An 18,605-nucleotide genomic window follows, 5' to 3' on the forward strand; every position below is an offset into this window, starting at 1 on the left:
CCGACTGTGCTGCCCCGGAGGTCAGCCGACCTTGGCGCGCAGCCGGGCCGCCTCGTACAGCACGACGCCGGCCGCGACCCCCGCGTTCAGCGACTCGGTGAGCCCGGACATCGGGATCCGCACCCGCAGGTCGCAGGTCTCCGAGACCAGCCGGGACAGGCCCTTGCCCTCGCTGCCGGCGACGATCACCACCGGCCCGGTCAGCGCCTCCAGGTCGCCGATCTCGGCCTCGCCGTCGGCCGCCAGGCCGACCACCAGCAGACCGGCCTTCTGGTAGGCCTCCAGGGCCCGGGTCAGGTTGGTCGCCCGGGCGACGGGCAGCCGGGCCGCCGCGCCCGAGGAGGTCTTCCAGGCTCCGGCGGTCATGCCGGCCGCCCGGCGCTCCGGGATGACCACGCCGTGCGCGCCGAAGGCGGCGGCGGAACGGACCACGGCGCCCAGGTTGCGGGAGTCGGTGACCCCGTCCAGCGCCACGATCAGCGCGTCCCGGCCGGAGTCCGCGGCCTCGTCCAGCAGGTCCTCGGGGTGCGCGTACTCGTACGGCGGGACCTGCAGCACCAGGCCCTGGTGGTTCATCCCGCCGGTCATCTGGTCCAGCTGCGGGCGCGGCGCCTCCATCAGCGGGATGCCGCGGTCGTTGGCGGCCTGGAAGGCGTCGCGGACCCGGTCGTCGGTGTCGATGAACTGCTGGACGTACAGCGCGTTGGCCGGCACGTCCCCCTGCAGGGCCTCGACCACCGAGTTGCGGCCGAAGACCAGCTCGGCGGAGCCCGCGCCGCCGCGGCCGCCCCGGCCGCCGCCGCCGGAGCGGCGCATGCCGGCCCTGGCCTTGGCGTCCCGCTCGCGCTTCAGCGCGGCGTTGGCGGCCCGCTGCTTCGGGTGGCCCTTGCGCTCCTCACCGGGCGGGGTCGGGCCCTTGCCCTGGAGCGCCTTCCGGCTGTGGCCGCCGGTACCGACACTCGCGCCCTTCTTCGACCCGGGGTTGCGGCGGTTCCTGCGCTGGCTGTTGCCGGCCATGGCTGTACTTCCTGTCTGTCTGTCCGGCATGGCCGGCCGCCCCGGCCCGTGCCGGTGGCGCCCGACGGCATGCGCTCCGTCATGCGGGAGGGCCGCACCGGTCCGGTACGGCCCACCTCACCCCTCGGTCGCCCGGGGGTTACTGGCTGTTGATCGTCCAGCGCGGGCCGGACGGGGTGTCCTCGATCGCCAGCCCGGCCAGGCCGAGCTGGTCGCGGATGGCGTCCGCGGTCGCGAAGTCCTTGCGGGCCCGCGCCGCCTGGCGCTGGTCCAGGACGAGGCGCACCAGCGAGTCGACCACGCCGTGCAGGTCCTCGCCGCGCTCCGCCCCGGTCCACTGCGGGTCGAGCGGGTCCAGACCCAGTACTCCGAGCATCGCACGGACCTCGGCCAAGCGCGCCACCGCGCTCTCCTTGTCGTCCGCGGTGAGGGCGCTGTTGCCCTGGCGGACGGCGGTGTGCACGATCGCGAGCGCCTGCGGCACGCCCAGGTCGTCGTCCATCGCCTCGGCGAAGGCCGGCGGCACCTCGGGCGCCGCGTCGACGACGCCGCAGCGCTCCACGGCGCGCTGCACGAAGCCCTCGATCCGGCCGAAGCCGGCCTCGGCCTCGCGCAGCGACTCCTCGCTGTACTCGATCATCGAGCGGTAGTGCGGGGCCGCGAGGTAGTAGCGGAGCACGATCGGCCGCCAGCGCTGCACCATCTCGGAGACCAGCACCGAGTTGCCGAGCGACTTGCTCATCTTCTCGCCGGCCATGGTGACCCAGGCGTTGTGCACCCAGAAGGAGGCGAAGTCGTCGCCGAACGCCTTGGACTGGGCGATCTCGTTCTCGTGGTGCGGGAAGATCAGGTCCAGCCCGCCGCCGTGGACGTCGAAGGCGGAGCCCAGGTACTTGTGGGCCATCGCCGAGCACTCCAGGTGCCAGCCCGGACGGCCGCGGCCCCACGGGGTCTCCCAGCTCGGCTCGCCCGGCTTGGCGGACTTCCACATGGCGAAGTCGCGCGGGTCGCGCTTGCCGGTCTCGCCCTCGCCGGAGGGCTGCAGCAGGTTGTCCAGCTTCTGGTTGGAGAGCGCGAGGTAGTCGGGGTACGACTTCACGTCGAAGTAGACGTTGCCGTCCGCCTCGTAGGCGTGGCCCTTCTCGATGAGCCCGCGCATCATCTCGATCATCTCGGGGATGTGCCCGGTCGCCCGCGGCTCGACGGTCGGCGGCAGGCAGCCCAGCGCGTTGTAGCCGTCGTTGAAGGCGCGCTCGTTCTCGTAGGCGATCTGCCACCACGGCGTGCCGAGCTCGCGCTCCTTGGCGATGATCTTGTCGTCGATGTCGGTGACGTTCCGGGCGAAGGTCACCTGGTAGCCGCGGTAGGCGAACCACCGCTGCATGACGTCGAAGTTGAGGTAGGAACGGATGTGCCCGATGTGTGGCGCCGACTGGACGGTAGCGCCGCACAGGTAGATCGAGACACAACCCGGGACAAGCGGGACGAAGTCGCGTACCTGTCGGGTGCTGGTGTCGTACAGTCGAATGCTCACAGCGTCAAGCGTAGTGGGCGGCAGGGGGTGCCCCGCGACATTCCGGAATGTCAAGGCCCCCGGCGGAGCCTTTTCCGCCGGGTGGGAGCCGGGGTCGCCCCCCGCCGCGCCGACGGCTCAGATCGAGCCGACCACCTTCCGCGGCGTGATCCGGACGACCACGCGCACGTCGTCCGGACCGTCGTAGCCGTAGTCCTCGCCCTGGTACTTCCGGGACAGTTCGTCGATCAGCTCGCGGCCGCCCTCCCGGGTCAGGGAGGCCTCGCCGCGCACCTCCAGGTAGGTGTACGGGCTCTCCGGCGGGTTGACCACCAGCGAGACCCGCGGGTCCTTCACCAGGTTGAGGTGCTTGCGCCGCCCCTCGACGGTGGAGAACAGGATGTCCTCACCGTCGCGCGTCACCCAGACCACCGAGGACTGGGGGCTGCCGTCGGGCTGGATCGTGGAGACCACGGCGAAGCTCTTGGCGTCGAGCAGGGCCTTGGCCTGGTCGGAGAGTTGGGCGCTCATCGGAAACCTCATCTCGTCGGCGGCGGGTACGGCCCGAGGGGAAGCCCGCGCGGGCCCGACCCGAAGACTAACGACTCGGGCCCGCGCAACGCCCGGTGAACACCCGTCAGTCCCGGATTGTTCCCCGCCGCCGCACCCCGGGGGTCAAGGCCGCTCGTACACCAGGGCGGTGGCGATCGCCGCGAGCCCCTCCGCGCGCCCGGTGAGACCGAGCCCGTCGGTGGTGGTCCCGGAGACCGAGACCGGGGCGCCGACCGCCGCGCCGAGCGCGGCCTGCGCCTCCGCCCGGCGCTTGCCGATCTTCGGCCGGACCCCGATCACCTGGATCGCGACATTGCCGATCTCGAAGCCCGCCTCGCGGACCAGCCGGGCCGCCTCGCCGAGCAGCGTCACCCCGGACGCGCCGGCCCACTCCGGCCGGTCGGTGCCGAAGTGCGCGCCCAGGTCGCCGATCCCGGCGGCCGAGAACAGCGCGTCGCAGGCGGCGTGCGCGGCCACGTCGGCGTCCGAGTGCCCGGCCAGGCCGGCCTCGGCGCCCGGCCACTCCAGCCCGGCCACCCGCAGCGGGCGCCCCGGCTCGAAGGCGTGCACATCGGTGCCGATGCCGATCCGGGGGACGACGGGGGTCTGCGGATCAGTAGGCATCGGCGGCCCTCCTGCGGGCGAGTACGGCCTCGGCGAGCACGAGGTCCAGCGGACGGGTCACCTTGAACGCCTCCTCGTGGCCGGGCACCACGACCACCCGGCCGCCGAAGCGCTCGACCAGGCCCGCGTCGTCGGTGACCGGCGGCAGGCCGGTCCCGTCGGCCGCGGCCTCCTCGGCCAGCGCCTTGGCGTGCACCTCCGCCAGCGTCTCCCGGCGGAAGCCCTGCGGAGTCTGGACCGCGCGCAGGGTGGCGCGGTCGGGCGTGTCGAGCACCGGCTCGGGCCCGCCCCGGACCGGCTCGACCCGCTTGACGGTGTCGGCCAGCGGCACCGCCGGCACCACCGCCTCGGCCCCGGCCCGGACGGCCGACGCCACCGCGTCCACCACCTCGACCGGGACGAGCGGGCGGGCCGCGTCGTGCACCAGCACGACGCCGACCTCGGCGGGGATGGCGGCCAGGCCCAGCCGGACCGACTCCTGGCGGGTCGCCCCGCCGGCCACCACCCGGATGTCCTTGCCCTCGAGTCCGTGGCTGTCGAGCAGGGCGACCACCTCGGCCACCCCGTCGGCGGGGGCCGCGACCACGACCAGGCCGACCGCGCGACTGCGGGTCAGCGCCCGGACGGCGTGCACGAGGAGCGGCACGCCGCCCAGTTCACGCAGGGCCTTGGGGGCGCCCGGCCCCAGGCGCTCGCCCCGGCCGGCGGCGGGCACGACTGCTGCTGCGACTGCTGCTGTGGCGTTCAGGTTTCACTCCTTCGGCGAAGTGGGTATGGCCATGGCGTGCACGACGGGCGCGGACCCCTTCCGAAGCACCACCGTCTTCCGCCCGCGACAGAAGCAGAAACGGTCATGCCCACCCGAGGCCGGCCCGGGCCGCTCGGGTGCGGGGGCGTCGTCCGGACACGCCTCAGCGCCCGAAGTGCCACTGCACCACCCGCGGACCCTCGGTCCGGTGGGCGGCGCGCCGGCATCGGGCGCTGTGAGCGTTGTGGAGCGGACGGCCGCTACGAGGCGAGCACCTCGTCGAGCAGCGTCTCCGCCTTGTCCTCGTTGGTGTTCTCCGCCAGCGCGAGCTCGCTGACGAGGATCTGGCGCGCCTTGGCGAGCATGCGCTTCTCCCCGGCGGAGAGGCCGCGCTCGCGCTCGCGACGCCAGAGGTCGCGCACGACCTCGGCGACCTTGATGACGTCGCCCGAGGCGAGCTTCTCCAGGTTCGCCTTGTAGCGACGGGACCAGTTGGTCGGCTCTTCGGTGTACGGTGCGCGAAGCACCTCGAAGACCCGGTCCAGACCTTCCTGGCCGACCACATCGCGCACGCCGACGAACTCCGCGTTCTCGGCGGGCACGCGGAGCGTCAGGTCTCCCTGCTGCACCTTGAGCACCAGGTAGGTCTTGTCCACACCTTTGATCTGGCGAATTTCGATGGCCTCGATCAGCGCGGCCCCGTGATGGGGGTAGACCACCGTGTCGCCAACCTTGAACGTCATGTGACAGGACCCCTTCCGTGGCTTTCCAGAATAACACGCTTTTCGGCGCACCCGAAGGGCGTTTTCGCAGGTCAGGGCCGGTCTCGGGGCTTGACAAGGACCCCCATGACGTGCTGCGACCGGTGTTCGAGGAGGGCTTCCCGCAGGTCGGAGGCGGTTCCGCCGCCCGCTGAAACCTCTGGCAACACTCCCGAAACCGTGATTTGATCTTGAGCTTTCACCGTTTATCGGGTCGTTTCCGGATCGTGATCCGATCTTGGTCGGCGCTTGACCTGAACACGCGGAGGTGCCGCCGTCCGGACGCCCGTCCACCCCGGCCGCGCGACACGAAGGGACCACCCCGTGAGGACGGCATAAGCGAGGTCGATAATCTGAGACCTGACCTTCCGACACGTGACTTAGGAGAAGCCGCCGCCGTGAGCCGCAGCCTTCGACGCGGCAGCATCGCCGCCCTCGCCGCCCTGGCCATCGCCTCGCTGTCCTCCTGCGCCGCCGGGAACACCCCGGCCACGCTGCAGATCAAGCCGGACAACGCCGCCGCCACGCTGGGCACCGACGTCCGCCTGAACAACATCGTCGTGGTCACCGGGGACGAGTCCTCCGGCGAGCACACCGGCCCCGCCAACGTGACGGTGAACATCAGCAACAGCGGGCCCGAGGCGCTCGAGCTGCAGTCCATCACCGTCGCCGGCAGCGCCCCCGCCGCCTTCACCGACGACAAGGGCGCCCCGCTGACCAGCATCTCCATCCCGGCCGGCGGCGCGGTGCTGCTCGGCGGCCCGGGCAACCCGACCGCCAAGGTCGCCTCCGTCACCGTGAACGTGGGCGGCTACGTGGCGACCTCCTTCACGTTCAAGAACCACGACAAGGTCGAGACGGAGGCCCAGGTCAGCCCGAACAAGGACCTGTACAAGGGCTTCGGTCCGACCGCCCCGGCCGCCGTGCCGAGCAAGGCCGCCACCCCGGCGACGACCCCGACCGCGGGCACCACCGCTCCGGTGGCCGGCGCCACCACCCCGGCGGCCCCGGCCACCGGCACCTCCTCCGCTCCGGCCTCCCCGGCGGTCCCGGCCGCCCACTGAGGCCCGGCGCCGCCGCACCGCGGCAGCAGCGACCCGAACGCCCCTCCGGCCGGTGCCGGAGGGGCGTTCGGGTGTCCGCGGCCGGGCGGCCGGTCTACGGCTCGAACTTGTAGCCGAGGCCGCGCACCGTGACCAGGTAGCGCGGCGCGCCCGGGTCCGGCTCGATCTTCGCCCGCAGCCGCTTGACGTGGACGTCCAGCGTCTTGGTGTCGCCGACGTAGTCCGCGCCCCAGACCCGGTCGATCAGCTGCATCCGGGTGAGCACCCGCCCGGCGTTGCGCAGCAGCATCTCCAGCAGGTCGAACTCCTTGAGCGGCAGGTCGACCTTGGCGCCGTCCACGGTCACCACGTGCCGGTCGACGTCCATCCGGACCGGGCCCGCCTCCAGGGCGCCCGGGCCGCCGCCGTCGCCGGGGCCCTCGTTCTCGCCGCGGCGGCGCAGCACCGCGCGGATCCGGGCGACCAGCTCACGGGTGGAGTAGGGCTTGGTGACGTAGTCGTCCGCGCCTATCTCCAGACCGACCACCTTGTCGATCTCGCTGTCCTTGGCGGTGACCATGATCACCGGCACGTTGGAGCGGACCCGCAGCTGGCGGCAGACCTCGGTGCCGGGCAGCCCCGGCAGCATCAGGTCGAGCAGGACGAGGTCGGCGCCGTTGCGTTCGAACTGCTCCAGGGCGTCGGGGCCGGTGGCGGCGATGGCCACCTCGAAGCCCTCCTTGCGGAGCATGTACGAGAGGGCGTCGCTGAACGACTCCTCGTCCTCGACCACCAGTACTCGGGTCACGATCAGGCCTCCGGGGCAAGCTGGGGGGTTGTTTCTGACAGGGTTTCCGCGGACGCCCCCGCACGGGGCCGGTCCACGGGTGCCTGCCCGGCGGGCAGGCGGAGGGTGAAGGTGGAGCCCTGGCCCTCGACGCTCCACACCGACACGGTGCCGCCGTGCGAGGCGGCCACGTGCTTGACGATGGAGAGGCCGAGGCCGGTGCCGCCGGTCTGCCGGGAGCGTGCGGGGTCGACCCGGTAGAAGCGTTCGAAGACCCGCTCGCGGTCCTTCTCGGAGATGCCGATGCCCTGGTCGGTCACCGAGATCTCGATGAGCTCGCCGTCGGCCTCGCCCAGCGCGGCGGCGCTGGATATCCGGCGGGTGGCGATCGCGACCCTGGTCCGCGGCGGGCTGTAGTTGACGGCGTTCTCGACGAGGTTGCCGAGCGCGGCGGCGAGCTGGCCGCGGTTGCCGTGCAGGTAGAGGCCGGCGATGCCGCCGGCCGCGATGAGGATCTGCTTGGCGGCGGCCTGCTGGCGGCAGCGGTCGATCGCCTCGGCGATCAGCTCGTCCACCGCGACCGGCTCCGGGTCGACCATCAGCCGGTCGTCCTGGACCCGGGAGAGGTCGATGATCTCCTGGACCAGGCTGGCCAGCCGGGTCGCCTCGATCTGCATCCGGCCGGCGAAGCGCTGCACCGCCTCCGGGTCGTCGGACGCGTCCGCGACCGCCTCGGAGAGCAGCGAGAGCGCGCCGACCGGGGTCTTGAGCTCATGGCTGACGTTGGCGACGAAGTCGCGGCGGACGGCCTCCACCCGGCGGCGCTCGGTCTGGTCCTCGACCAGCACCAGCACCAGCCGGGAGCCCAGCGGGGCGACCCGGGCCGAGACCGCGAGCGGTTCGGCGGCGCGCGCCGCGCCCGGGCGGGGCAGCTCCAGCTCGAGCTGGCGGATCTCGCCGTCCCGGCGGGTGGAGCGGGCCAGCGCGAGCAGCTGGTCGACGGCGACCGCCCCGCCGCGCACCAGGCCCATCGCGTACGCCGCCGAGCTGGCCTTGACCACCTCGTCGCCCTCGCCGAGCACGATCGCGCAGGACCGCAGCACGGAGAGAACGGTGTCGACCCCCGGCGGCAGCGGGGGCTCCTGCGCGGGGCCCAGGCCCTGGGTACGGCCCTGGTTCCGGTTGGTTCCGCCGTACCTGCCCCTGGCCTGCTCGCGCTCGCTCCAACGGAAGGCGATCGAGGCCGTGAGGCCGACGCCGAGCCCGGCTATGGCGCAGGCAGCGGCGGCGGCCACGTTCACGTCCATACGGCCAGCCTAAGCGCACCGTGCGGGCGCTCCCCAAGGGCTCGATCAAGGGATCGGCCACGCGTTGCCGAGAATTCACCTTCAAGTAGCCGCCGATTCACCGAACGGGTCGTGCGTGGTCGCCCGGACGGCCCACTGTGGGCGCCGGAGCCCGTGTAGGAGGGGCGACCCGGCCCAAACGGCCGTCCACCGCCCAGGGTGTGCGCGTACGATGCGCGCCACCAGCAGCGGTCATTCATGCGTCGGTCCGACCGTCGTACCGGATGACCGGTCGGCACCGCCACCGACACAGCTACTGAGGAGAGAACATGCGCGACGCGTACCACGAGGAACTCGACTCGATCGGCGACAGCCTGGTCGAGATGGCCCGGCTGGTCGGTTCGGCCCTCGGCCGGGCCACCACCGCGCTCCTCGACGCGGACCTGGCGCTGGCGGAGAGCGTGATCGCCGCCGACGAGAAGATCAACGACCTGCACCACGAGCTGGAGAACCGGGCGATCGACCTGCTCGCCCGTCAGCAGCCGGTCGCCACCGACCTGCGCATCGTCGTCACCTCGCTGCGGATGAGCGCCGACCTGGAGCGCTGCGGCGACCTCGCCCAGCACGTCGCCAAGGTCGCCCGGCTGCGCTACCCCGCGTCGGCCGTCCCCGGCGACCTGCACGCGACGGTCCTGGAGCTGGGGCAGCTCGCCCAGCGCCTGGTGGCCAAGGCCGGCCTGGTGATCGCCACCAAGGACGTCGACAAGGCGCTGGAGCTGGAGCAGGACGACGACGCGATCGACGCGCTGCACCGCGAGCTGTTCGCGCACCTGATCGACGAGCGCTGGCACCACGGCATCGAGACCGCGGTGGACGTCACCCTGGTCGGCCGCTACTACGAGCGGTTCGCCGACCACGCGGTCTCGGTGGCCAAGCGCGTGGTGTACCTGGTGACCGGTGAGCACGTGGACGAGTTCGTCGCGGCGACCGAGGCGGCCGCCGAGGTGGAGTGACGTCCGGACGGGCGCGCGTCCCCGGGCGACGTCCCCCGGGCGGCGTTCCTCCCCGGGGGTGAGTAAACCCCGGGCCGGGGTGGTGGGGGAGCACGAGCAGCCGGACCCCCCACCACTGCGCGCCCGTTGACGCTCCCTCCGGTCGGCGGTTTCACTCGAATCCGTGGGCACCGAGGTGTGCCCGTCAGAAGGAGGGGACCGCGCGATGAAGGCAAACCCGACCGGCCCGGCATCGGCTCCCGAGACCATCGAACCGCCCGCCCCGAAGCTGCTGTCCGTGCTCGCGGCCGGCTGCGGCTGCGGACCGGGCTGCGGCTGCGGCTGCCAGTCCGGCGCGCCCTGCCAGTGCGGCGGGGCCGACGGCGGCTGCTGCGGCCACTGAGACCGTCCGTCCGGCCCTCCCCCGGCGCCACCGCGGAGCTCCGGGGCGCACGGCTGCCGTGGGAGACGGCCGTGCGCCCCGGTCTCCTCACCGCCGGAGCGCCGACGGGGTCCGTGGGGTGGGCATCCGCCCGGCGTCAGAAGGTGACGTCCGCGCAGGAGTAGAAGGCGTTGCCGGTGTCCGCGACGTCCCAGACCGCGACGACCACCTGGTGGCCGGTCCGCCCGGACGGCAGGGTCGCGGTGTGGCTGAGCGTGCCGGGCACCTGGGTGCCGTTGTAGGGGACGTTCAGGAACGGGGTCAGCTCCAGGTTGGCCCGGGTGACCTTCTGCGTGGCGTCGTAGCCGGGCTTGGTCAGGTAGTACCGGAAGCCCGAGGTGGCGTGCCGGGCGGTGAACCGCCAGGTGAAGGTCAGCCGCTGGCCCGCCGAGACGGCGGTGGCCGGCCAGGCGCCGCCGCGCGGATCGTCCAGCTCGGCGAACCGGCTGTTGCCGCCGGCACAGATGGTGCCGTCGGCCGGACCTCTGGTCGGGAAGCCCTTCGGCCCCTCGACGCTCTGCGGCTCCCAGCGGATCTCACCGCAGTCGGTCACCGTGCCCGCGCCGCAGAGCGCGGCCCGGCTGGGCGGGGTGGTGATGTAGCCGTGCGACTGCGCCGGGAGGGCGACCGCGACCGGCACCGCGAGGGCGGCGATCACGGCTCCGACGACATGACGTGTGCGCATGGTGCTCCTCCGTGGGGGTGGATGGAGAGTGCGCCGGGCGCGGACACGCGCGCGTGGGGGCTCGGCATGCCTGCGCCGGGTCGGTTGCTCACACGGTAGGAGCCGCCACCGGGGCCGTCAATGGTCTGAACCATTTTTGCGGCACCCCAAACTCGCCCGAACTCACCTCATCCCCAAGCGAGTTGAACGAGAAGGGCCCCGCTCCCCCGATACGGGGAGCGGGGCCCTCGACGGGCGTCGGGCCTACTTCTTGCCCTGGTTCTTGACGGCCTCGATCGCCGCGGCGGCGGCGTCGGCGTCGAGGTAGCGGCCGCCCTTGGTGAGCGGCTTGAAGTCGGCGTCCAGCTCGTAGACCAGCGGGATGCCGGTCGGGATGTTGAGGCCGGCGATGTCGGCGTCGGAGATGCCGTCGAGGTGCTTGACCAGCGCGCGCAGGCTGTTGCCGTGGGCGGTCACCAGGACGGTCCTGCCGGCGGCGAGGTCCGGGACGATGGCGTCGTACCAGTACGGCAGCATCCGGTCGACGACGTCCTTCAGGCACTCGGTGCGCGGACGCAGCTCGCTCGGGATCTCGGCGTAACGGGCGTCGCCGGCCTGCGAGTACTCGGCGTCGTCGGCCAGCACCGGCGGCGGGGTGTCGTACGAGCGGCGCCAGAGCTGGAACTGCTCCTCGCCGAACTCGGCCAGGGTCTGGGCCTTGTCCTTGCCCTGGAGCGCGCCGTAGTGCCGCTCGTTCAGGCGCCAGCTGCGGCTGACCGGGATCCAGTGGCGGTCGGCCTTGTCCAGGGCGATCTGCGAGGTGCGGATGGCACGGCGCAGCAGCGAGGTGTGCAGCACGTCCGGAAGGAAGCCCTCGGCGGCGAGCAGCTCGCCACCGCGCGCGGCCTCCTTCTCGCCCTTCTCGTTGAGGTCGACGTCGACCCAACCGGTGAACAGGTTCTTCTGGTTCCACTGGCTCTCGCCGTGGCGGAGCAGGATGAGTCGGTACGTCGTGTCAGCCATGGCCCCCAGCTTAGTGGAGCCCGGAAAAGCCCTGGTCGGGACCTCGTTCGAGCGGTAAGGTGTGCTCCTTGCCAGAGACTCTTACCTTCTCGCTGAGCGGTCCTGCCCGTGCGGCTCAGCGGACGTCCGCCTGCCCGGGAGCCCCCACATGCCCGACTCGTCCCTGTCCGCCCGCGCCACCAGAGCCGTCGCCGAGGCGGTGAGCGGACTACCGCGCCAGTTCTGGTGGCTGTGGACCAGCACGCTCATCAACAAGCTGGGCGCGTTCGTGGTCACCTTCCTGGCCCTCTACCTGACCACCGACCGCGGCTACTCGTTCTCGTACGCCGGGCTGGTCGCCTCGCTGTTCGGCCTGGGCTCGGCGATCGCCTCCGTCGTCGCCGGAGTGCTGGCCGACCGGATCGGGCGGCGGCCGACCCTGGTCGCCGCCCAGCTCGGCACCGCCCTGTTCACCGCGCTGCTCGGCTTCAGCGACGGGCAGGTGACCATCGCGGTGGTCGCCTTCCTGGTCGGCTTCTGCAACAACGCCACCCGGCCGGCGACCTCGGCGATCATCGCGGACATCGTGCCCGCCGAGGACCGGGTCCGCGCCTTCGCGCTGAACTACTGGGCGATCAACATCGGCTTCGGCCTCTCCGCGGCGGTCGCCGGCCTGATCGCCACCCACGGCTACCTCACACTCTTCCTGCTGGACGCGCTCTCCACCGTGGTCTGCGCGGTGGTCATCTTCGTGCGCATCCCGGAGACCAGGCCCGCCGTGCCCGCCGCGGCACCGGGCGCGGTCCAGGGCCGGCCGGCGATCGGCCTCGCCGAGGTGTTCCAGGACGGCCGCTTCATGGCGGTGGTGGTGCTCAACCTGCTGCTCGCCCTGGTCGCCCAGCAGGGCTCGACCACGCTGGCCGTGGAGATGGGCCGGTCCGGCATCAGCTCCACGCAGTACGGCCTGGTGATCGGCCTCAACGGCCTGCTCATCGTGGTGCTGCAGATCCCGCTCACCCGGTGGATGGAGGGCCGGGACCGGACGGCGCTGCTGGTCGCCAGCGCGCTGTTCATCGGCTGGGGCTTCGGGCTGACCGCGCTGGCCGGCTCCTCGGCCTGGTTCTACGCGTTCACGGTGGCGGTCTGGACGCTCGGCGAGATCCTGAACGCGCCGACCATGATGGGCCTGGTCGCCGAGCTGTCGCCGGCCGAGGCGCGCGGCCGCTACCAGGGCGTCTACTCGCTCTCCTGGTCGCTCGCCTCGTTCCTCGGCCCGGCGGCGGGCGGGGTGCTGCTGGAGCGGGCCGGCAGCGGGGTGACGTGGGGGGCGTGCGCGGTGCTCGGCACGGCCGCCGCCGGCGGGTACGTCCTGCTCGGCCGGCGGCCGGGGGCGGCGCTGGCGAAGTCCGCGGTGGTGGAGGCGGCCCCGGTGCCGGCCCCGGCGCCGGGCGCGGCGCCGGCCGCCGAGCCCGAGCGGGCCGCGACGGGCGGCTGACGTCCCCGGCCGGCCGGCGTCCCCGGCCGGCTACTCGGCGGCGGGCTCCCCGGCGGACGGCTGCCCGGCTTGCCCGGCGGACGGCGCCGGGGCGGCGAGGTGCGCGAAGGCGGCCAGGTTGCGGGTGGACTCCCCGCGCTTGGTCCGCCACTCCCACTCCCGCCGGATCGCGGTGGCGAAGCCCAGCTCCAGCAGCGTGTTGAACGGCTCGTCGGCGTTCTCCAGCACCGTGCCCAGCAGCCGGTCCACGGCGTCCGGGGTCAGCGCCTCCAGCGGCAGCCGGCCCGCCAGGTAGACGTCCCCGAGCGGGTCCACCGCGTACGCCACGCCGTAGAGCCGGGTGTTGCGCTCCAGCAGCCAGCGGTAGACCGCCTCGTGGTTCTCGTCCGGGCGGCGGACCACGAAGGCGTTCACCGAGAGGGTGTGGTCGCCGACCCGCAGGGCACAGGTGGTGCTCAGCTTCCGGGTGCCCGGGAGGGCCGCCACCAGGGTGTACGGGTCGGTGGGGGCCGGCTCCCAGGCCACCCCGGCCTCGTCCAGGGCGGTGCGCAGGAGGGTCAGGGCCTCGTCCTTGGTGCGGATTGCCATGGGGGTGACGTTACTCGGCGGTACGCCCGGGCGCAGCAGTACCCGGCCGCGACCGCCGCACGGATCAGGAGCGCCGCTGGCGCGCCCCGGCCAGCCGGCCGACCGACCGCACCAGGCTGCCGGCGTACACCTCGGCGGTGGTCGCGGCGGCGGTGTCCCAGCCGAACCCGGCCGCGTGCCGGGCCGCCGCGGCGCCGCGCCGGGCCACCAGCTCCGGGTCGGTGGCGTAGGGCTCCAGCGCGTGCGCCCAGTCCACCGGGTCGTGGCCGCCCACCAGGGTGCCCGTCTCGCCGTCCCGGACGGCGACCGGCAGGCCCCCCACCGCGGCCGCCACCACCGGTGTGCCGCAGGCCTGCGCCTCCAGCGCCACCAGCCCGAACGACTCGCTGTACGAGGGCATCACCAGCGCCGTCGCGGCCCGGTACCACTCGGCGAGCAGCGCCTGGCCCACCGGCGGGTGGAACCGCACCACGTCGCCGATGCCCAGCTGGGCGGCCAGCTTGTGCAGGCTCTCCGGCCTGGCCAGCCCGGTGCCGGACGGGCCGCCGACCACCGGCACCACCAGCCGCTCGCGCAGCTCGGGGCGCCGCTCCAGCAGCACGGCGACCGCGCGCAGCAGCACGTCCGGGGCCTTCAGCGGCTGGATCCGGCCGGCGAACAGCAGCACGGCGGCGTCGGCGGGCAGCCCGAGCCGGGCCCGGGCGGCCCGGCGGGCCTCCGCGGTGCCCGCCGCCCCCGGGCGGAACACGTCCAGGTTGACGCCCGGGTGGACGACGGCCAGCTGGTCCGGGCGCGCCGCGTAGAACCGGGCCAGCTCGGCGGCCTCCTCGGTGGTGTTGGCGATCAGCCGGTCGGCCGCCTCCACCACCTGGGTCTCGCCGATCACCCGGGCCGGCGGCTCGGGGGTGTCGCCCTCGGCCAGCGCCGCGTTCTTCACCTTCGCCATGGTGTGCATGGTGTGCACCAGCGGCACGCCCCAGCGCTGGGCGGCCAGCCAGCCGACCTGGCCGGAGAGCCAGTAGTGCGAGTGGACCAGGTCGTAGTGGCCGGGCCGGTGGCCGGCCTCGGTGCGGAGCACCCCGTGGGTGAAGGCGCACAGCTGGGCCGGCAGGTCCTCCTTCAGCAGCCCCTCGTACGGGCCCGCCGTGACGTGCCGGACCAGCACGCCCGGGGCCAGCTCCACGGTGGGCGCGTCGTCCGAGCAGATCGCCCGGGTGAACACCTCGACCTCGATGTTGAGCTCGGCCAGCCGCTTGGCCAGCTCCACGATGTAGACGTTCATGCCGCCCGCGTCGCCCGTCCCCGGCTGGTGCAGCGGGGAGGTGTGGACGCTGAGCATGGCTATCCGGCGCGGGCGGCGACGGCCGCCCTGGACGAGCGACTGGAGCCGACCGCGCGCGGGCGTGGCCGGCTGGGCACGGCGTACCGAACGGACGGGGTGCTGGATCACCTGGCTGAAGCCTCCTCGTGTACTGCCCGCCTCAGCAGCCCTGCTTGCCTGCTGCCTGCTGTTCTTCCTGCTGGTCCGGTGAGTGCGCTGCCGCCCGCGCGCGGCACGGCCGCGGCGCCCGGTGCGGCGCGCCGGCCGGCTGCCCCGTCCGGGCACACACCACCACCAGTCTGCCAACCACGCGATCGCCGACCGGCATTCCCGGGCCCCGGCATGAGATGGGCCACGCCGCCGGCCGCCGCCGCGGGCCCCGTACCCTGTGGGGCATGGCCGCCTCCTCCCCCGACACCGTGACCGCGCCCGCCCGCGGACGGGCCGGGCGGCCGGTGGGCACCGTCACCCGCGGCACCACCAACACCAACCGGCTGCGCCGGATGGACCGCTGGATCGCCCACGCGATCGGGCCCGCACTGCGCTCCGCCGCGCACCCGCCGGTCGCCGTCGACCTCGGGTACGGGGCCGCGCCGTGGACGGCCGTCGAGCTGTCCGGCCGGCTGCGGACGGTGCGGGCGGACGTCCGGGTGGTCGGGATCGAGATCGAACCGGCCCGGGTCGCCGCGGCACTGCCGTACGCGGTGCCACCGCTGCTGACCTTCCGTCGCGGCGGCTTCGAGGTGCCGCTGGACGGCGGAGCGCCGGCCCAGCTGATCCGGGCCGCCAATGTGCTGCGGCAGTACGACGAGTCGGCGGTGGCCGGGGTCTGGGCGCGGCTGTGCGAGCGACTGGCCCCGGACGGGCTGCTGGTCGAGGGCACCTGCGACGAGATCGGCCGGCGGCACGTCTGGGTGGCGCTCGGCCCGGAGGGGCCGCGGACGGTGACCTTCGCGGCCCGGCTGGGCGGCCTCGGCCAGCCGTCCGACCTGGCCGAGCGGCTGCCGAAGGCGCTGATCCACCACAACGTGCCGGGGCGGCCGGTGCACGCGTTCCTGCGCGACTTCGACCGTGCCTGGGCGGCGGCCGCGCCGTACGGGGCGTTCGGCGCCCGGCAGCGCTGGGTGGCGGCCTGCACCTCGCTGGCCGGGGCGTGGCCGCTGGTGGACGCGCGCGGGCGGTGGCGGCAGGGCGAGGTCACCCTGCCCTGGACGGCGCTGGCCCCGTAGCCGGCCCCGCATCCCGCTGCGCCGCCTGACCTGGTCCGGTGACCGAGTCCCCGGTTTCACTCGAACGAGTTATCGAATACCTCTGGCGTGTTGACGCCTCGTCACGCCACCATGGGACCGGGCCGGTGGCTCACTCCCGACCCGTCAGCCCCAGCTCCCGCCCCACGCCTTCGAACACCTCGTACATCTCCGATCCGAACAGCACGAACCGCACCTCCTCCGGCCCGCCGCCCGGCTCCGCCGTCACCGCCGCGACGGTGCCGAGCGCGATCCTGGCCGCGTCGGCCGGCGGCCACCCGAAGATCCCGGCCGACACGGCCGGGAAGGCCACCGTGCGCGCGCCCAGGTCCGCCGCCACCCGGAGCGACTCGCGGTAGCAGGAGGCCAACAGCTCCGCCCTCACCTCGTACTCGTCCGCCAGGTAGACCGGCCCCACGGTGTGCACCACCCAGCGGGCCGGCAGGTCGCCGGCCGTGGTCGCCACCGCCTGCCCGGTGGGCAGCCCCCGCCCGTACCGCGAGGCCCGCAGCCCTCGACACTCCGCCAGGATCCGCGGCCCGCCCCGGCGATGGATCGCCCCGTCGACCCCACCGCCGCCCAGCAGGGAGGAATTCGCCGCGTTCACGACGACGTCCACCTGCTGTGCCGTGATGTCACCCTCGACCAGGGTGATCCGCGTCACCATCACACAGCCCCTCTCCTCGCCCGCCCCGGCACCCGCCGGCACGGGCCTCCACTCGTGCCCCCAGCACCCATCCAACACACCGCCACCGGCGTGGCGATAGCCACAACAGCGCCGGTCGGTCAGAGAAATCCCCGGAGATCACGTTATGGTCGCGAGAAGTTCCCCGACGCAGGGTGCCATGCGGGCACTGCGGACGGACGCCGGCCGTTACGCATGCGGGGAAAGGGAGGATCAGCCGATGCCCGCAACGGGAGACGGGCGGGCACCTGGTGCCGCGGACCCGCCGGGCGCCCAGTACGGTGCCCGCTCCGGGCGCGCCCATGAGAGCTCCGCCCCCGGACGGTCCGCCCCCGACCACTCCTCCGCGCCGGTCCGGCAGCCGGCCGGCCCCGCCACGGCAGCCGCGCCGATACCCCACCCGCGCTCGGACGCCGCACCCGCCGGCCCGGCCGCCCCCGCGTCCCCGTCCGCCGCCGGCGCCCCGCTCAAGCTGCTGGTGATCGAGGACGACGCCACCGACGCCCATCTGCTCAAGGCCGCGGTGGCCGACAGCGGCGCCCCGATCGAGATCCACTGGACCCGGGGCCTCGACCAGGCCTTCGCGCTGCTCGCCCCGTCCGGCTCCCGGCGCGGCCGGCCGCGCCACCCCGACCCCTCCCGCGGCGACTTCAGCTGCGTCCTGCTCGACCTCGCCGCCCCCGCCGACCTGCCGCACCCCTCGGACCCCTCGGACGGTCTGGAGGGCCTGCACGAACTGCTCCGCCGGGCCCCGCACACCGCCGTCGTGGTCCTCACCGACGCCGCCGGCGCCCAGCTCGGAGCGGCCGCCGTGGCGGCCGGCGCCCAGGACTTCCTGGTCAAGAACGAGACGGACGGCCCGCTGCTGGCCCGCGCCCTGCGCTACGCCGTCGAGCGCAAGCGCGCCGACGAGTCGCAGCGCCGGCTGGTCGAGGCCGAGCTCCGCGGCCAGGAGAACGCCCGGTTGCAGCGCCATCTGCTGCCCACCCCGCTGCTCGACGGCGCCAACCTGTCCTTCACCCGCCGCTACCGCCCCGGCCGCCGCCGCGCCCTGCTCGGCGGCGACTTCTACGACGCGGTCCGCACCGAGGACGGCGCCGTCCACGTGGTGATCGGCGACGTCTGCGGCCACGGCCCCGACGAGGCCGCGCTCGGGGTGGCGCTGCGGATAGCGTGGCGCACCCTGGTCTTCGCCGGCCTCACCGGCGAGACCCTGCTGACCACCCTGCAGCACGTGCTGGAACACGAGCGGCGCAGCGACGAGATCTTCGCGACGCTCTGCATGCTGAGCATCGAGCCGGGCGACGCCGCCGCCCCGGAGGCCGCCGAACAGGCCCGGCTCTACCTCGCCGGCCACCCGCCGCCGCTGCTGCTCGGCGAGGACCACACCCCGATCGGCCTGCCCGCCGACCACGCCGGCCCCGCGCTCGGCCTGCTCGCCTGCGACGACGGCCAGGCCGTCTGGCCGGCCCACCGGTTCGAGCTGCGCCCCGGCTGGCGGCTGCTGCTGTACACCGACGGGCTGATCGAGGGCCGGATCGGCGCCGGCTCCCGGCGCCTCGGCCAGGACGGCCTGGCCGACCTCATCGGCGACCACCAGTCCGCCGGGCTCACCCGGGGCCGGCTGGTCGACAGCGCGATCGCCGAGGTCGAGGAGCTGAACGGCGGCGCCCTGACGGACGATGTCGCGGTGCTGCTGCTGGAGCGCAATCCGGCGCAGCTGCTCCTGGGCTGAGCGGGCACCGGAGACCCAGATCGTGCATCACGGTCGCGGCGAACAGCAGGTCGCGGTCGTACGCGGCGTCCTCCAGGCAGCCCTCGTGGGCGGCGACGAGCTG

Annotated in this window: 19 protein-coding genes; 6 read left to right on the forward strand and 13 right to left on the reverse strand. The window is 73.9% G+C overall.

Features of this window, described 5'->3' with window-relative positions:
- Window positions 1-21 precede the first annotated feature (21 nt).
- From rlmB to ABTX81_RS08805, 6 genes are all read right to left on the reverse strand, one after another.
- Window positions 22-1,017 (reverse strand): 23S rRNA (guanosine(2251)-2'-O)-methyltransferase RlmB, encoded by a 996-nt coding sequence (gene rlmB, locus ABTX81_RS08780; protein WP_350542502.1) that lies wholly within the window; start codon window positions 1,015-1,017, stop codon window positions 22-24.
- A gap of 139 nt (window positions 1,018-1,156) precedes the next feature.
- Window positions 1,157-2,551, reverse strand: a complete 1,395-nt coding sequence (gene cysS, locus ABTX81_RS08785) for a cysteine--tRNA ligase (RefSeq protein WP_350542503.1) — start codon at window positions 2,549-2,551, stop codon at window positions 1,157-1,159.
- 117 nt (window positions 2,552-2,668) lie between these two features.
- Window positions 2,669-3,061 carry a PPOX class F420-dependent oxidoreductase gene (locus ABTX81_RS08790; RefSeq protein ID WP_350542504.1) on the reverse strand — a complete coding sequence of 131 codons (393 nt, stop codon included), beginning with the start codon at window positions 3,059-3,061 and terminating at the stop codon, window positions 2,669-2,671.
- Window positions 3,062-3,205: 144 nt separating this feature from the next.
- Window positions 3,206-3,706, reverse strand: coding sequence for a 2-C-methyl-D-erythritol 2,4-cyclodiphosphate synthase (gene ispF / locus ABTX81_RS08795; RefSeq protein WP_350542505.1), 501 nt, complete (start codon window positions 3,704-3,706; stop codon window positions 3,206-3,208).
- Entirely contained in the window at window positions 3,696-4,454 is a 759-nt protein-coding gene (gene ispD / locus ABTX81_RS08800) for a 2-C-methyl-D-erythritol 4-phosphate cytidylyltransferase (protein WP_350542537.1), read from the reverse strand. Before ispD ends, ispF begins: the two co-directional genes overlap by 11 nt.
- A gap of 260 nt (window positions 4,455-4,714) precedes the next feature.
- Entirely contained in the window at window positions 4,715-5,197 is a 483-nt protein-coding gene (locus tag ABTX81_RS08805) for a CarD family transcriptional regulator (RefSeq protein ID WP_030244332.1), read from the reverse strand.
- A 416-nt stretch (window positions 5,198-5,613) separates the two neighbouring features.
- On the opposite strand from ABTX81_RS08805, the gene ABTX81_RS08810 reads away from it, so the two are divergent.
- Window positions 5,614-6,279 carry a DUF461 domain-containing protein gene (locus ABTX81_RS08810; protein WP_350542506.1) on the forward strand — a complete coding sequence of 222 codons (666 nt, stop codon included), beginning with the start codon at window positions 5,614-5,616 and terminating at the stop codon, window positions 6,277-6,279.
- A gap of 94 nt (window positions 6,280-6,373) precedes the next feature.
- Here the strand turns inward: ABTX81_RS08810 and phoP are convergent, their stop codons facing one another.
- Window positions 6,374-7,066 carry a two-component system response regulator PhoP gene (gene phoP / locus ABTX81_RS08815; protein ID WP_030305055.1) on the reverse strand — a complete coding sequence of 231 codons (693 nt, stop codon included), beginning with the start codon at window positions 7,064-7,066 and terminating at the stop codon, window positions 6,374-6,376.
- 2 nt (window positions 7,067-7,068) lie between these two features.
- Window positions 7,069-8,352, reverse strand: coding sequence for a two-component system sensor histidine kinase PhoR (phoR, locus tag ABTX81_RS08820; RefSeq protein WP_350542507.1), 1,284 nt, complete (start codon window positions 8,350-8,352; stop codon window positions 7,069-7,071).
- A 308-nt stretch (window positions 8,353-8,660) separates the two neighbouring features.
- On the opposite strand from phoR, the gene phoU reads away from it, so the two are divergent.
- Window positions 8,661-9,344: a phosphate signaling complex protein PhoU gene (phoU, locus tag ABTX81_RS08825; RefSeq protein WP_350542508.1), complete on the forward strand. Its 684-nt coding sequence runs from the start codon at window positions 8,661-8,663 to the stop codon at window positions 9,342-9,344.
- Between the two features lie 205 nt (window positions 9,345-9,549).
- On the forward strand, window positions 9,550-9,726 hold the full coding sequence (locus ABTX81_RS08830; RefSeq protein ID WP_350542509.1) for a hypothetical protein: 177 nt from the start codon (window positions 9,550-9,552) through the stop codon (window positions 9,724-9,726).
- A gap of 136 nt (window positions 9,727-9,862) precedes the next feature.
- On the opposite strand, the gene ABTX81_RS08835 is transcribed toward ABTX81_RS08830, so the two are convergent.
- Together ABTX81_RS08835 and ABTX81_RS08840 are read right to left on the reverse strand one after the other, a co-directional pair.
- The gene (locus ABTX81_RS08835) at window positions 9,863-10,450 is read right to left on the reverse strand and encodes a lytic polysaccharide monooxygenase (RefSeq protein ID WP_350542510.1); all 588 of its coding nucleotides are present in this window, start codon (window positions 10,448-10,450) and stop codon (window positions 9,863-9,865) included.
- A gap of 243 nt (window positions 10,451-10,693) precedes the next feature.
- Window positions 10,694-11,452 (reverse strand): phosphoglyceromutase, encoded by a 759-nt coding sequence (locus tag ABTX81_RS08840; protein ID WP_350542511.1) that lies wholly within the window; start codon window positions 11,450-11,452, stop codon window positions 10,694-10,696.
- Window positions 11,453-11,600: 148 nt separating this feature from the next.
- Here ABTX81_RS08840 and ABTX81_RS08845 point away from each other — a divergent pair, with 148 nt between their 5' ends.
- Window positions 11,601-12,926 carry an MDR family MFS transporter gene (locus ABTX81_RS08845; RefSeq protein WP_350542512.1) on the forward strand — a complete coding sequence of 442 codons (1,326 nt, stop codon included), beginning with the start codon at window positions 11,601-11,603 and terminating at the stop codon, window positions 12,924-12,926.
- A 30-nt stretch (window positions 12,927-12,956) separates the two neighbouring features.
- Here ABTX81_RS08845 and ABTX81_RS08850 read toward each other — a convergent pair whose 3' ends face one another.
- Window positions 12,957-13,514 (reverse strand): type III secretion system chaperone family protein, encoded by a 558-nt coding sequence (locus tag ABTX81_RS08850; protein WP_350542513.1) that lies wholly within the window; start codon window positions 13,512-13,514, stop codon window positions 12,957-12,959.
- Window positions 13,515-13,578: 64 nt separating this feature from the next.
- Complete coding sequence (mshA, locus tag ABTX81_RS08855) at window positions 13,579-14,964, reverse strand: D-inositol-3-phosphate glycosyltransferase (RefSeq protein WP_350542514.1); 1,386 nt, start codon at window positions 14,962-14,964, stop codon at window positions 13,579-13,581.
- A 266-nt stretch (window positions 14,965-15,230) separates the two neighbouring features.
- Between mshA and ABTX81_RS08860 the strand changes: the two genes are divergently transcribed.
- Window positions 15,231-16,064, forward strand: a complete 834-nt coding sequence (locus tag ABTX81_RS08860) for a class I SAM-dependent methyltransferase (RefSeq protein WP_350542515.1) — start codon at window positions 15,231-15,233, stop codon at window positions 16,062-16,064.
- 130 nt (window positions 16,065-16,194) lie between these two features.
- Here the strand turns inward: ABTX81_RS08860 and ABTX81_RS08865 are convergent, their stop codons facing one another.
- Complete coding sequence (locus tag ABTX81_RS08865) at window positions 16,195-16,746, reverse strand: O-acetyl-ADP-ribose deacetylase (RefSeq protein WP_350542538.1); 552 nt, start codon at window positions 16,744-16,746, stop codon at window positions 16,195-16,197.
- Window positions 16,747-16,987: 241 nt separating this feature from the next.
- Here ABTX81_RS08865 and ABTX81_RS08870 point away from each other — a divergent pair, with 241 nt between their 5' ends.
- Complete coding sequence (locus ABTX81_RS08870; RefSeq protein ID WP_350542516.1) at window positions 16,988-18,502, forward strand: PP2C family protein-serine/threonine phosphatase; 1,515 nt, start codon at window positions 16,988-16,990, stop codon at window positions 18,500-18,502.
- The last annotated feature ends 103 nt before the right edge of the window (window positions 18,503-18,605 follow it).

It is taken from the genome of Kitasatospora sp. NPDC097605, assembly GCF_040302725.1.
GTDB lineage: Bacteria > Actinomycetota > Actinomycetes > Streptomycetales > Streptomycetaceae > Kitasatospora.